This window comes from Saccharopolyspora thermophila, from assembly GCF_014646075.1.
GTDB lineage: Bacteria > Actinomycetota > Actinomycetes > Mycobacteriales > Pseudonocardiaceae > Saccharopolyspora > Saccharopolyspora thermophila.
In genome coordinates, this window is the sequence record NZ_BMMT01000013.1 from 86,747 (window position 1) to 101,132 (window position 14,386).

A 14,386-nucleotide genomic window follows, 5' to 3' on the forward strand; every position below is an offset into this window, starting at 1 on the left:
CGGGTGCGGTCACCCACCCGCGAAGGAGTTGATCACCTCCGGGTGCGCGTCGGCCCACCTGCGCGCCGCGGCCTGCTCCTGGCCCTTCTGCGCGCTGTTGATCTCGTTCTCCAGCGAGGAAAGCTGCTCGTCGGTCAGCCGGAAATTCCTGATCATCTCGGCGACCTCGGGGAAGTCCCGGGTGAACCCCTGGCGTCCGACGGCGTGCAGCTGCTCGGCCTGACCCATCGCGCCCTTCGGGTCCTGCAGGTCCTTGATGGGGTACCGCGCGTAGGCCCAGTGCGGGTGCCACAGCGTCACCACGATCGGCTTCTGCTCGTTGATCGCCTTCTCCAGCGACGCGAGCATCGCTGTGGTCGACGAGGTCTGCAGGGTGTACTCACCGGTGAGGCCGTAGGCCGGGATCGCGCCGTCCTTGGTGGTGCGGCTCAGCCCGGCACCCGGGTCGATGCCGGTGATCACACCGTTGAACAGGCCCGCCCGGCCCTTGAGGTCGTCGATCGAGTTGATGTCGGTCAGATATTTGGGCACGGCGATGTTCAGGGTGCCCTTGTCGTACCAGACGCCGAGGTCCTCCAGCTGGGGCCCGTACTGCTTCCAGTAGTCGCTGTGGGTCTGCGGCAGCCAGGTGTCCAGGAACAGGTCCGGGTTGCCCTGCGCGAGTCCGGCGTAGATCGGGCCGACCTCGAGTTCCGTCGCGTTGACCCGGTAGCCCCGCTGCTCCAGCAGCTCCTTGTAGAGGTAGGTGACGGCGATGTCCTCGTCCCAGGCGATGTAGCCGATGTTGATCGCCTTGGCCTGCTGTCCGGTCTGGGGCTCGCGGCCTCCGCACCCCGCGACCACCAGCACCAGGGCGGCCAACGCGGCGAGGAGTGCGACGAGTGTTCGTGGTCTTGTGCTGGTCAACATTGCTTGCCCTGCCTTTCTGCGACGAACGGACCGCGGCCGGACTCAGCGGACCCGGGCCGCCTTGCGTTCCGCCCGCGCCACCGGCGAGCGGTCGGACAACACCGCGGTGATGCGGTCCAGGTAGACCGCGAGGATCACGACCGACAACCCGGCCTCGAAGCCCAGGCCGAGTTGGACCCGGGTGACCGCCTGGTAGATGTTGGTGCCCAGCCCCTCGGCACCGACCATGCCCGCGATGACCACCATCGACAGCGACAGCATGATCACCTGGTTGATCCCGGCCATGATCGACGGCATGGCCAGCGGCAGCTGGATGCCGGTGAGGATGCTGCGGGCCGGCGCGCCGAACGCCTCGCCCGCCTCGACCACCTCCCGGTCCACCTGCCGGATACCCAGCTCGGTCAGCCGAACCCCCGGCGGCAGCGCGAAGATCACCGTGGCGACCACGCCCGGCACCTCCCCGATGTTGAAGAAGAAGATGACCGGGATGAGGTAGACGAACGCGGGCATGGTCTGCATCAGGTCCAGCACCGGCCGCACCACCTGGCTCACCCGCGCGTGGCGCGCCGCCAGGACGCCCACCGGGATGCCGATGGCGATCGCGATGATGCTGGCCACCAGCACGAGCGAGAGGGTCTGCATCGCGGCGGTGAACTCCTGCATGCTCGCGATCAGCCCGAAGCCGATCAGGGTGAACACGGCGAACCTCCAGCTGCGCAGCCACAGCGCCAGCGCGGTGAACACCAGCACCATGACCAGGTCGGGCAGGAAGGTCAGCGCGTAGGTCAGCCCGTCGACCGCCGAGCGCAGCACCGTGTCGATGAAGTCGAACAGCGGTCCGACGTTGTTGTTCAGCCAGCTGACTGCGGCCGCGAACCAGTCGCCGATCGGGATGCGCGGCAGTTCGAGCTGGGTCGCGACGTGGTGGGCATCAGACATCGGACGCCTCCTCGGTGGTGGGTGCTGCGGCCTCCCGGCTCAGCGCCTGGAACACGGCCGTCGGCGTGACCACGCCGAGCAGCCGTCGTTGCTGGTCGATCACCGGCACCGGTGCCGTCCGAGAGCTCATCCGGACGAAGAGGTCCTTCATCGGCGTGCTGCCGTCCACGGCGTCGGCGACCGGCGTCAACACCGAACGGATGTCGGCACTGCCGTCGCGGTACGCCTTTTCGGCGGCAGCGGCGCTGAGCTCGCCCAGCAGGAGCTGGTCGCCGTCGGTGACCAGCAGCAGGTCGGTGTCCAGGCGGCGCAGCTGCGTCAACGCCTCGTCCGGGCGACTCTGCGCGGAGACGGTTGGCCGGGGTTCGGCCAGGGACGCCGCGGTGAGCACCCGGCTGCGGTCGACGTCCTGGACGAACTCGGCGACGTAGTCGTCGGCGGGTTCGTTGAGGATCTGCTCGGCGGTGCCGATCTGCACGATCCGGCCCGCCCGCATCATGGCGATCCGGTCGCCCAGCCGCATCGCCTCGTTGAGGTCGTGGGTGATGAAGATGATCGTCTTGCCCAGCTTGGCCTGCAGGCGCACCAACTGGTCCTGCATCTCCCGCTTGATCAGCGGGTCCAGGGCGCTGAACGCCTCGTCCATCAGCAGCACGTCGGTGTGCGCGGCCAGGGCGCGGGCCAGGCCCACGCGCTGGCGCATCCCGCCGGAGAGCTGCTGGGGGTAGCGCTCCTCCCAGCCCGCGAGGCCGACCATGCTCAGCGCTTCGCGGGCCTTCTCGACGATCTCGGACCGGTCGCTGCCGCGGACCTCCAGCCCGTAACCGGCATTCTCCAGAACCGTGCGGTGTGGGAACAGCGCGAAGTGCTGGAAGACCATGCTCATCGTGCGCTGGCGCATGGTGCGCAGCTGCTTGCGGGACATCCCGGTGATGTCGTCACCGTCCACGTAGACGTGCCCGGAGGTGGGCGTGAGCAGCCCGTTGAGCATCCGGATGAGCGTGGACTTGCCGGACCCGGACAGGCCCATCACCACGAAGGTCTCGCCCTCGGCCACCTCGAATGTCGCATCCACCACCGCGGCGGTGGCCCCCGCCGCCCGGATCTCCTTCTGGCTGGCACCCGCTTGCAGGCGGCGAACCTGCTCGGTCGGCTGTGGGCCGAAGATCTTGTAGAGGTGCTCCACGCGTACCGATGTCACCGTTCGCCTCCACCTGCTCAGCCGAGCTCGGATGTGATCGCTCGGCGGCTGCGTGAATTGTCGGTTTCAGTGGATCGAATCTCTCCTGCCCGGCGATTCGTGATCGAGTCCTTTCTGTTGCGGTAATCGTGCTCGGCGCCATCCTGGTGTCCGGATTTCCGGTGGAAGATCCGGTTACGCCGGGTGTTTCCCGCACGCTGATTATGGGCCCGTGACGTGCGGTTACCGAATCTTTTTGCAAGATGATCCCACTTCGTGTCAGATGTGGCGATACGGTCGTACGGCATGATCTGAAACGCCGGTTGTGGGCGGTTTTGTTGACCTTCTCTCCGGTGTTTGGCTCCCGGCGGTGGAGTGAATTCGTGACCGTTTTCCGAAGGGATTCGACAAGATCTCTTTCCCAGCTGTTCCCACGATGTGATACGGGCGATGGTGCCGGTGGGGGCGTCCACCGGTCCCGGACGATTAAGGTCGGACGCATGCAACCCTGGTCATCGGTTCCCGTGCCCCAGGTGCCGGGCCAACCGCGCCCCCTGCACCTCTTCGACACCGCCGCCGGTGAGATCAGACCCACCGAACCCGGGGCCGTCGCGCGGATGTACGTCTGCGGCATCACGCCGTACGACGCCACCCACCTCGGCCACGCCGCGACGTACCTGGCGTTCGACCTGATCCACCGGGTCTGGCTGGACAACGGTCACCAGGTGCACTACGTGCAGAACGTCACCGACATCGACGACCCGCTGCTCGAGCGCGCCAACCGGGACAACGAGGACTGGATCGTGCTCGCGATGCGGGAGACCGCGCTGTTCCGCGAGGACATGGAGGCACTGCGGGTCGTGCCGCCCACGGACTTCGTCGGCGCCGTCGAGGCGATCCCGGAGATCGTCGAGGCGGTCGGCAAGCTGCTGTCCTCCGGCGCGGCCTACCGCGTCGACGACGAGCACCCCGACATCTACTTCCGGCACCAGGCCACCGGGCGCTTCGGCTACGAGTCGCACTACGACGAGGCGACCATGCGCGCGTTGTTCGCCCAACGCGGCGGCGACCCGGACCGGGAGGGCAAGGAGCACCCGCTCGACGCCCTGCTGTGGCGGGCCGCCCGCGACGGCGAACCGTCCTGGGACTCCGAGCTGGGTGCGGGCCGGCCGGGCTGGCACCTGGAGTGCTCCGTGATCGCGCTGAACCGGCTGGGCCTGGGCTTCGACGTGCAGGGCGGTGGATCGGATTTGATCTTCCCGCACCACGAGTTCAGCGCGGCGCACGCCGAGTCGCTGACCGGCGAGCACCCGTTCGCCAAGCACTACGTGCACGCCGGGATGATCGGATTGGACGGCGAGAAGATGTCCAAGTCCCGAGGCAACCTGGTGTTCGTCTCCCGGCTGCGGGGCGACCGGGTGGACCCGATGGCGATCCGGCTGGCGCTGCTGGACGGCCACTACCGCACCGACCGGTCGTGGACGGCCGACCTGCTGACCGGCGGCGCGGCTCGGCTCGCCCGCTGGCGGGAGGCCGTCGCGCGGGACGCGGGCCCGGCGGCGGAGCCGACCGTGCAGCGGCTTCGCGAACGGCTGTCGGACGATCTCGACACGCAGCAGGCGCTGCGGGCGGTGGACGAATGGGCCGACGCGGCGCTCGCCGGAGGCGGTGACGACCCGGCGGCCCCGACGTTGATCCGCACCGCGGTGGATGCGCTGCTGGGCGTCGAACTCTGAACCGAACCAGATCGGGATGGTCCGGGCCATCCCGATCACTCCTCCCACGTCACTCGATCACCTGGGGAAATTCCGGGAAAACACGCGGGAAAACCTGGGAAAAGTTGCCCTCGTGAACGCTGTCCGGTCGGATCGGTGGTCTTCCGCGATCGCGTTTGGTTTGGTTTGATTCGCCCCGACTACCGGGAGAGATCGGTCGTAAGCGCAGCGCAATGCGGCGCCGATCGGTCGCGTCCTGGGTCGGGGACCGGATCGAAAGGTGGTCGGGGAATGCGGAAGGTCCTGATCGTCGGCGCGGGGCAGTCCGGACTGCAGTTGGCGTTCGGCCTCCAGGAGCGCGGGTACGACGTGACGATGATCTCGGCGCGCAAGCCGGAGGACGTCCGCAACGGTCGGATCATGTCCACCCAGTGCCTGTTCGGCACGGCCCGGCGGCACGAGCGCCGCCACGGCCTGAACCTGTGGGACGGCGAGGCCCCGGACATCCGCGGTCTGCGGTTCGGGCTCGCCGGTCCCGGCGGCAAGCAGGAGCTGACCTGGTTGGGAGAGCTCCGGGCGCCCGCCCAGTCGGTGGACCAGCGGGTGAAGATGGCGCGCTGGCTGGAGCTGTTCACCGAACGCGGTGGCGAGGTCGACTACCGCCGCATCGGCGTGGCCGAGCTGGATGCCGCCAGCCGCGGTTATGACCTGGTCGTGGTCGCGACCGGTGCCGGTGAGCTCGGGACGATCTTCGAACGCGACGACCGGCGCTGCGAGTTCACCGAACCGCAACGCGTGCTCGCGGTGTCGTACGTGCGTGGTGCCCAACCGTCGGAACCGGACGGCGACACCGTGGTGCGTTTCACCGCCATCCCGGGCGTGGGCGAACTGTTCGTGATCCCCGGCTACACCGTCGACGGCCCCTGCGACATCCCGTTCTTCGAAGGCGTGCCCGGCGGTCCGCTGGACTGCTGGGCCGACCGGCCCGGGCCCAGGGAGCACTGGCACCGGATGCGGGAGCTGATGCGCCGGTACGTGCCGTGGGAGTACGAGCGCTTCACCGACGCCGAGCTCACCGACGATCTGGCCACCCTGTCCGGGGCGGTGACCCCGGTGGTCCGCAAGCCGGTCGCGCAGCTGCCCTCCGGGACACCGGTGCTGGGCATGGGCGACGTGGTGGTCACCAACGATCCGGTCACCGGGCAGGGGGCCAACAGCGCCAGCAAGTGCGCGGAGTCCTACCTGGACAGCATCGTGCGGCGCGGCGAGGAGCCGTTCGACCCGGAGTGGATGCAGCAAACGTTCGACGGCTTCTGGGACTACGCGCGGCACGTGTCGGTGTGGACCAACGCGTTCGTGCGGCCCGCACCGCCGCACGTGTCGGCGCTTCTCGCCGCGGCGACCGAGGTCCCGGCCATCCGCGACCGCTTCGCCAACGGGTTCGACGATCCGGCGGACTTCGGCACGTGGTTCCTCGACCCGCAGGGGGCCGCCGAGTACCTGGGGACGGTCGGGGTGGGGTGAGACGCCGCATGGGCGTGGCATGGTGGCTCCGATCCGCAGGGACGCAAAAAATGGACTGGACCGCTCTGCGGGAGCAGGGTCCAGTCCATGAGCCGCCAGCCGCTACGCCTCAGCCCTTGCCGGGACCCAGCGGACCCTTGCCGCCCGGCCCGCGGCGACGCAGGTAGCGCTCGAACTCCGCGGCGATGGCGTCACCGCTGGTCTCGGTCAGCTTGACCTCGGCGTCCCCGCGCTCCTCCAGCGCGCGGACGTAGTTGCGGACATCCTCGTCCTCCTCGGCCATCTCGCTGACCGTCTGCTCCCACTCCTCGGCCTGCTCGGGCAGGTTGCCCAGCGGTACCTCGACGTCCAGCGCCTCCTCCACCCGGTGCAGCAGCGCCAGGGTCGCCTTCGGCGACGGCGGCTGGGACACGTAGTGCGGCACCGCCGCCCAGAAGGAGATGGCCGGGATGCCGGCCTGCACACAGGCGTCCTGGAAGACGCCGACGATCCCGGTCGGTCCCTCGTAGCGCGAGCGCTCCAGGCCGTAGCGGGCCGCCGAGGCGGTGTCGTAGGCCGCTCCGCTCACCGGCACCGGCCGGGTGTGCGGCGCGTCCGCCAGCAGGGCCCCGAGCGTGACCACGGTGCGGGCCCCGAGCCGCTCGATCTGCCCGACGAGTTCGGCGCAGAACGACCGCCACCGCATGTTCGGCTCGATGCCGTGCACCAGGACCACGTCGTGCGGGCAGCCCGGCGGGCGGCACACCGTCAGCCGGGTCGTCGGCCAGGTGACCTTGCGGGTGATGCCGTCGACCAGCTTGACCGTCGGTCGGGTGACCTGGAAGTCGTAGTAGGGGTCGGGGTCGATCTCGCTCAGCGGCGTCGCGTCCCAGATGAGCTGCAGGTGCTCGATCGCGGAGCTGGCGGCGTCGCCTGCATCGTTCCAGCCCTCGAAGGCTTGGATTACGATCGGGTCGGTCAGTTCGGGCAGTTCGGCGCGCGGTTGTCCGGTGGTGTGTGCGTCGCGATCGGTCACTACGCAAGCCTACGACGCCACGTCGACGCGGGTGCGGCACATCCGGGCCCCGGCCCGGGCGGGGTCTGCTGTGGACAGTTCGGTCCGCCGTGCTCAGCGGGTGCCCGCGCCGCGCCGGGCGGGTTTAATTCCCGGTGCCGGGGAAAGGCCCGCACCGGGTCAGGGACGGTCGAGGGAAGCCGAGCCGGGGAGTGCGCAGCGACGCGGATACGACGACGAGCGAGGGGATCGGCATCTCCCCGCGGACCCGGTTGCGGCTGTCGATCGGCCGCCGCCCCCGCGACCTGCTCAACCTCGCCCTCGTCGGCGGCCTGCTGGCGCTGAGCGTGCTGCTGGTGCTGGTGCCGCCCAACCTGGTGGAACTGGCCGTCTACCAGCAGCTGGGACGCATCCCGGCGGCCTCCGATCCGCTGTGGGTGGCGCTGACCTGGCTCGGGTCGTGGGCGGGCATCGCGGCGGTGACGGCCGTGGCGCTGTACGCCGGCTGGATACGCGTCGCCCTGCTGTGCGCGACATCAGGCGCGTTGACCTGGGGCATCGCCCAGATACTGCACCAACTGGTCGGTGTGCGCCCGGTGCCGCCGCCGTTCGCCGGGCCGGTCGAAGGCGTGCCCTTCCCCGCCGACTCGGTCGCCGTCGTCGCCGTGCTGGTCGTGGTCGTCGCGCCCTACCTGGGCGGGGCCGCCCGCTATGTCGGGTGGGCGCTGGTCGTGCTGGTCGGGGTGGCCGAGGTGCACCTCGGCGGATTCCTGCCGCTGGGCGTGGTCGGCGGTGCGCTGCTGGGCTGGGGTGTCGGGGCGCTGTGCCACGTCGTCTGGGGCGCCCCGGGGCGGCGCATCTCGCACGAGGTGGTGCGCGGCGAGTTGGAGATGGCGGGGCTGGCGCCGACCTCGATCGTCGCGTTGCGGCACCGGCTGCTGGAGCCGCGCGAGTTCGCGGTGCAGACCGCAGACGGTGGGCTGCGGGTCAAGGTGGTGCGGCGGCTGAGCCGGCGCGGCGGCTACTGGTACAAGCTCAAGCGGCTGCTGGCCGCGCAGGAGGTGCAGGACGAGCCGCGGCTGTCCACCCCGCACCACGAGGTCGAGCACGAGGCGTACGTGACGCTGCTGGCCGAGCGGGTCGGGGTACGCACCCCCGAGGTGGTGCTGGCCTGTGACGTCAAGCACGCGCCCGCGCTGCTGGTGGTGCGGGAGATCCCCGGACGCCGGCTGCCGGAACTGGCGCCCGACGAGATCGGCGACGACCTGCTGGCGGCCATCTGGGAGCAGGTGGCCGCGCTGGGGGCCGCCCGCATCGCGCACCACGACCTGCGGGCCAAGAACTTCCTGGTCGACTCGGACGGGCGGCCATGGCTGCTGAGCTTCACGTTCGGCCACGCGGGTGCCGACCCGGGCCGCTGCGCCCGAGACCTGGCCGAGGCGCTGGTGTCGCTGGCGACGGTGGTCGGCACCGACCGCGCCGTCGACTCCGCGATCCGCGCGCTGCCCCGCGACCAGCTGCAGGTCGCGCTGCGCAACCTTGTGCCGCTGGCGTTACCGCGCCGGATCCGCGCGCAGGCCGAGCGCGGGCGATTCCTGCTGGTCGACCTGCGTGAGACGCTGGCCGACCGGCTGGAGTGCCCCATCCCCGGTTTCCGCTCCCCGGTGCGTCCGGTGACCGTCGTGGGCCTGCTGCTGGTGGGCGCTGCCGTCTACCTGCTGCTGCCGGAGCTGGCCAGCATGCGCGAGGTGCTGACGGCGTTGCGGCACGCCGACTGGACGTGGTTGGTGGTGGCGACGGCGACCGGTTTTGCGGCGATCGTGTTCTCGTCGATCTCGGTGCAGGGCTCCAGCCGCATCCCGCTGCCGTTCTGGAGCACCCTCGCGGTGCAGGTGGCCGCGGCGTTCACCGGACGCACCACGCCCGGCGGGGCCGGGTTCTTCGGGATCAACGTGGTGTTCCTGGAACGGTTGGGGCTGCGGCGGTCGCTGGCGGTGGGAGTGACGCTGCTGAACCAGGCGGGAACCGGTGCCGTGGCGTTCGTGGTCGCCGTCGTCGGAGTCTTCGGCGTGGGCCTGACCCGCACCTTCGGTAACCTGACGATCCCCACGGGCTGGCAAGTGGTGGTGGGGTTGATCGCCGCGGTGGTGGTCATCGCGGCCGTCGTCGCCTCGCCGTTCGGTCGGCGGCGGCTGGTGCGGCCCGCGGTGGAGGTGGGCCGGGAGCTGCTGGAGACGCTGCGCCACCCGGTCCGCGCGCTTCAGCTGTTCGGTGGTGCGTTCGGCTACCTGGTGGTGTCCGGGGTGGGGTTGGGGGCCTCGCTCGCGGCGGTGCACCCGCAGGTGCCGTGGGTGGCGGTGACGATCGTGTTCATCGTGGGCAACACGCTCGGCCACCTGGTGCCCTCGCCCGGCGGTCTCGGCGCGGTCGAGGCGGCCCTGCTGGCCGGGCTCGGCGCGATAGGCATCCCGGCGACGGCCGCGGTGACCGCGGTGCTGACCTCGCGGCTGCTCACCTACTGGCTGCCGGTGCTGCCCGGCATCGCGATGTTCCGCTACCTCCAGCACCGCGGCGTGATCTAGGGGCGGGGCGCCGACATCGAACCGGCGCCCGGCCCGTTCCGTCCACTGAGGACGCCAGTGCTGACCACATTCTGGGATTTCGGCTGGTCATGCCCCGTACGCTGGACGCATGCCGCACTCCTCCTGGTCACCTCTGCTGACGGCGCTTGAGCGCCGGGTCCTCGTCGCCGACGGCGCGATGGGCACCATGCTGCAGCAGGTGCCGCTGACCCTCGACGACTTCGCCGGGCTGGAGGGCTGCAACGAGATCCTCAACGTCACCCGCCCCGACGTGGTGCAGGACGTGCACCGCGGCTACCTGGCCGCCGGGTCGGACGCGATCGAGACCAACACCTTCGGCGCGAACCTCGCCAACCTCGGCGAGTACGGCATCGCCGACCGCATCCGCGACCTCGCCGAGCGCGGCGCCCGGCTGGCCCGCGCCTGCGCCGACGAGTTCAGCACCGCCGAGCAGCCCCGGTTCGTGCTGGGAGCGGTGGGTCCGGGCACCAGGCTGCCCACCCTCGGGCACGTCACCTTCGAGGCCCTCCGGGACGCCTACCAGGAGCAGGTCCTCGGCATGCTCGACGGCGGCGTCGACGCGGTGCTGGTGGAGACCTCCCAGGACCTGCTGCAGGCCAAGGCGGCGGTGCTGGCCGCCAAGCGGGCGATGCAGCGGGCCGGGCGGCGGGTTCCGATCATCACCCAGGTCACCGTGGAGACCACCGGCACGATGCTGCTGGGCACCGAGATCACCGCCGCGCTGACCGCGCTGGAACCGCTGGGCATCGACCTGATCGGGATGAACTGCGCGACCGGCCCGGCGGAGATGAGCGAGCACCTGCGGCAGCTGGCGAGGCAGTCGCGGCTGCCGCTGTCGGTGATGCCCAACGCGGGCCTGCCGGTGCTGGGCCCCGACGGCGCGGTGTATCCGCTGACCCCGGAGGATCTGGCCGAGGCGCTCGCCGGGTTCGTCGCGCACTTCGGCGCGCGGCTGGTCGGCGGCTGCTGCGGCACCACCGGTGAGCACATCCGCCAGGTCGTCGACGCCGTCCGTGACGTGCGGCCGCCGGCGCGCGAACCGCAGCCCGAGCCGGGGGTGAGCTCGCTGTACCAGGCGGTGCCGTTCGAGCAGGACGCGTCGGTGCTCGTCATCGGCGAGCGCACGAACGCCAACGGCTCCAAGGCGTTCCGCGAGGCGATGCTGTCCGGGGACTACGACGCGTGCGTCGAGATCGCCAAGAACCAGACCCGCGACGGGGCACACCTGATCGACCTGTGCGTGGACTACGTGGGCCGCGACGGCGTGGCCGACATGGCCGAGCTGGCGTCGCGGCTGGCCACGGCGTCGACGCTGCCGGTGATGCTGGACTCCACCGAGCCGTCGGTGCTGCGCGCCGGGCTGGAGCGGCTCGGCGGGCGCTGCGTGGTCAACTCGGTCAACTACGAGGACGGCGACGGCCCGAACTCCCGCTACCGACGGGTACTGGAGCTGGTGCGCGAGCACGGCGCCGCGGTCGTGGTGATGTGCATCGACGAGGAGGGCCAGGCCCGCACCAGGGACTGGAAGCTGCGCGTCGCGCACCGGGCGATCGAGGACCTCACCACGAACTGGGGCATCGCCGAGTCCGACATCATCGTCGACTGCCTGACCTTCCCGATCTCCACCGGCCAGGAGGAGGTGCGCCGCGACGCCATCGAGACCATCGAGGCGATCCGGGAGCTCAGGCGCACGCACCCGCGGGTCCGCACCACGCTGGGCATCTCGAACGTCTCCTTCGGACTGAACGCGGCCGCCCGGCAGGTGCTCAACTCGGTGTTTCTGCACGAGTGCCGGGAAGCCGGGCTGGACACCGCGATCGTGCACGCCTCGAAGATCCTGCCGATGCACAAGATCCCGGACGAGCCGCGGCAGGTCGCGCTCGACCTGGTGCACGACCGGCGGCGTCCCGGCTACGACCCGCTGCAGCGGTTGATGGAGCTGTTCGAGGGCCAGACCGCCACATCCGAGCGGGCGTCGCGGGCCGAGGAACTGGCGCGGCTGCCGCTGTTCGAGCGGCTGGAGCGGCGCATCGTCGACGGCGAGCGCAACGGCCTGGAGGCCGACCTGGACGCGGCGATGGAGCACAAGCCGCCGCTGGAGATCATCAACGAGAACCTGCTGGCGGGCATGAAGGTCGTGGGAGAGCTGTTCGGCTCCGGGCAGATGCAGCTGCCGTTCGTGCTCCAGTCCGCCGAGGTGATGAAGGCGGCGGTGGCCTACCTGGAGCCGCACCTGGAGAAGGAGTCCGCCGCGGGCAAGGGCACCCTGGTGCTGGCCACCGTCAAGGGCGACGTGCACGACATCGGCAAGAACCTGGTCGACATCATCGTGTCCAACAACGGCTACAACGTGGTCAACCTGGGTATCAAACAGCCGATCGGCGCGATCCTGGACAGCGCGGAGCAGCACGGCGCGGACGCCATTGGCATGTCCGGGCTGCTGGTGAAATCCACGGTGGTCATGAAGGAGAACCTGGAGGAGATGAACTCCAGGGGCGTGGCCGACCGCTACCCGGTGCTGCTCGGCGGCGCGGCGCTGACCCGCTCCTACGTGGAGAACGACCTCGACGAGCTCTACCGGGGCGAGGTGCGTTACGCGCGGGACGCCTTCGAGGGACTGCGGCTGATGGACTCGATCATGGCCCGCAAGCGGGGCGGCGTGGTGGTCCCGGACGAGGCCGAGGAGACCAGGAAGGCCGAGCGCAGGGCCCGCCGTGAGCGGTCGCTGCGCATCGCCGAAAAGCGCCGTGCCGAGCCCGCGCCGGTGAGCCGATCGAACGTGGCCACCGACGTGCCGGTGCCGACCCCGCCGTTCTGGGGTTCCCGCATCGCGCGCGGCGTCCCGGTCGCCGAGTACGCCGCATACCTGGACGAACGCGCCACGTTCTTCGGGCAGTGGGGGCTGCGTGGAGCCAGACAGGGGCCCTCCTACGACGAGCTGGTGGAGTCGGAGGGACGGCCGCGGCTGCGGCACTGGATGGACCGGCTGACCACCGACGGCGTCCTGCGGCACGCGGCGGTGGTCTACGGCTACTTCCCGTGCGTGTCGGAGGGCGATGACCTCGTGGTGCTGGACAAGGACGAGCCGGACGCGCCGGAGCGCTGCCGGTTCACCTTCCCCCGGCAGGCGCGCGACCGGCGGCTGTGCCTGGCGGACTTCTTCCGGCCGCGGCGACTCGCCGAGGAGTCCGGGCAGGTCGACGTGCTGGCGCTGCAGCTGGTGACGATGGGGCAGCCGATCGCCGACTACGCCAACGAGCTGTTCGCCCGCAATGCCTACCGCGACTACCTGGAGGTCCACGGGTTGGGCGTGCAGCTCACCGAGGCGCTGGCGGAGTACTGGCACCGCCGCGTGCGGCAGGAACTGCGCTTCCCGTCGGGGATTCCGGTGTCCGCCGAAGATCCGTCCACAGTGGAGGAGTTCTTCCGGCTGGGTTACCGGGGTGCGCGGTTCTCGCTGGGCTACGGTGCCTGCCCGGAGCTGGCGGATCGGGCCAAGGTGGTGGAGCTGCTCCAGCCGGAGCGCATCGGCGTCATGCTTTCCGAGGAGCTGCAGCTGCACCCGGAGCAGTCCACCGACGCCTTCGTCGCCCACCACCCCGAGGCCACGTACTTCAACACCTGACCGCGGTGGCGCACCGTCCTGTGTGGACGTGCAGGCGGGGACGAGGGATGGGACACTTTCGCTGGGAGTGGTCCGACCTCCGGTGGTGTACTGGAGGTGGCCCTGTGGTCCGCATCCCCGGAACGGAGACCTCCACCTGATGACCCGCGACGCCGGTCCCGACGCGCCCGCCGCCGTGCTGTTCGACATGGACGGCACACTCGTCGACTCCGAGAAGCTGTGGACGATCGCGCTGGCCGACTACGCGCGGCACCGTGGGGGCGAGCTCACCGACGCCACCAGGGAGGCCATGGTCGGCTCCAACATGACCCGCAGCATGATGATGCTGCTGGCCGACATCGGCGTGCCCGACCCCGACGCCGAGGTCGACGCGGCCGCGACGTGGGTCGCCGACCGCATGGCGGAGCTGTTCCGCAACGGCCTGCCGTGGCGGCCCGGCGCCCCGGAGGCCCTGCGCGCCGTCCGCGACCTGGGCGTTCCCGCCGCGCTGGTGACCTCCACCATCCGGTCGCTGACCGAGATGGCGCTGGAGACCCTCGGACGGGACAACTTCGACGTCACCGTCTGCGGCGACGAGGTGGGCGGCCGCAACAAGCCCCACCCCGAGCCGTACCTGAAGGCCGCGCGGCTGCTCGGCGTCGACCCGGCGTCCTGCGTCGCCATCGAGGACTCGCCCACCGGCGTGGCCTCCGCCGAGGCGGCCGGGTGCACGGTGATCGCCATCCCGTGCGAGGTGCCGCTGCAGCCGGGCCCGCGGCGGGTGCTGCGCGACTCGCTGACCGACGTCGACTTCGCCACCCTCGGTGCCCTGTTCACCCGGGCCGCGTGATGACCGCCACGACCGCGGCGACGCCCACCCGCGTGACAGAGGCCCCGAACCGACGGGTCCGCCGTCAA

9 protein-coding genes are annotated in these 14,386 nt (G+C 70.6%); 5 read left to right on the plus strand and 4 right to left on the minus strand.

Translation table 11 applies throughout. The features are described from left to right. Nucleotides 1-9: 9 nt before the first annotated feature. Genes IEY17_RS17965 through IEY17_RS17975 form a run of 3 tightly spaced genes read right to left on the minus strand, consistent with a single transcriptional unit; the run spans nt 10 to nt 3,049 of the window. On the minus strand, nt 10-909 hold the full coding sequence (locus tag IEY17_RS17965) for a glycine betaine ABC transporter substrate-binding protein (protein ID WP_188989237.1): 900 nt from the start codon (nt 907-909) through the stop codon (nt 10-12). A 42-nt stretch (nt 910-951) separates the two neighbouring features. Beyond that, on the minus strand, nt 952-1,848 hold the full coding sequence (locus tag IEY17_RS17970) for an ABC transporter permease (RefSeq protein WP_188989239.1): 897 nt from the start codon (nt 1,846-1,848) through the stop codon (nt 952-954). Further along, nucleotides 1,841-3,049: a quaternary amine ABC transporter ATP-binding protein gene (locus IEY17_RS17975; RefSeq protein ID WP_229680274.1), complete on the minus strand. Its 1,209-nt coding sequence runs from the start codon at nt 3,047-3,049 to the stop codon at nt 1,841-1,843. The genes IEY17_RS17970 and IEY17_RS17975 overlap by 8 nt, the downstream gene beginning before the upstream one ends. 479 nt (nt 3,050-3,528) lie before the next feature. On the opposite strand from IEY17_RS17975, the gene mshC reads away from it, so the two are divergent. Beyond that, complete coding sequence (mshC, locus tag IEY17_RS17980) at nt 3,529-4,764, plus strand: cysteine--1-D-myo-inosityl 2-amino-2-deoxy-alpha-D-glucopyranoside ligase (RefSeq protein WP_188989241.1); 1,236 nt, start codon at nt 3,529-3,531, stop codon at nt 4,762-4,764. A gap of 270 nt (nt 4,765-5,034) precedes the next feature. Beyond that, nucleotides 5,035-6,267, plus strand: a complete 1,233-nt coding sequence (locus IEY17_RS17985) for a styrene monooxygenase/indole monooxygenase family protein (RefSeq protein ID WP_188989243.1) — start codon at nt 5,035-5,037, stop codon at nt 6,265-6,267. A gap of 109 nt (nt 6,268-6,376) precedes the next feature. Here the strand turns inward: IEY17_RS17985 and IEY17_RS17990 are convergent, their stop codons facing one another. Then, nucleotides 6,377-7,282 (minus strand): PAC2 family protein, encoded by a 906-nt coding sequence (locus IEY17_RS17990; RefSeq protein ID WP_308424003.1) that lies wholly within the window; start codon nt 7,280-7,282, stop codon nt 6,377-6,379. A gap of 191 nt (nt 7,283-7,473) precedes the next feature. Between IEY17_RS17990 and IEY17_RS17995 the strand changes: the two genes are divergently transcribed. The 3 genes from IEY17_RS17995 (at nt 7,474) to IEY17_RS18005 (ending at nt 14,318) form a co-directional block, all read left to right on the plus strand. Then, entirely contained in the window at nt 7,474-9,843 is a 2,370-nt protein-coding gene (locus IEY17_RS17995; protein WP_188989245.1) for a lysylphosphatidylglycerol synthase domain-containing protein, read from the plus strand. A 109-nt stretch (nt 9,844-9,952) separates the two neighbouring features. Further along, nucleotides 9,953-13,489 carry a methionine synthase gene (gene metH / locus IEY17_RS18000; RefSeq protein WP_188989247.1) on the plus strand — a complete coding sequence of 1,179 codons (3,537 nt, stop codon included), beginning with the start codon at nt 9,953-9,955 and terminating at the stop codon, nt 13,487-13,489. Nucleotides 13,490-13,628: 139 nt separating this feature from the next. Then, nucleotides 13,629-14,318, plus strand: a complete 690-nt coding sequence (locus tag IEY17_RS18005; protein WP_188989249.1) for an HAD family hydrolase — start codon at nt 13,629-13,631, stop codon at nt 14,316-14,318. The last annotated feature ends 68 nt before the right edge of the window (nt 14,319-14,386 follow it).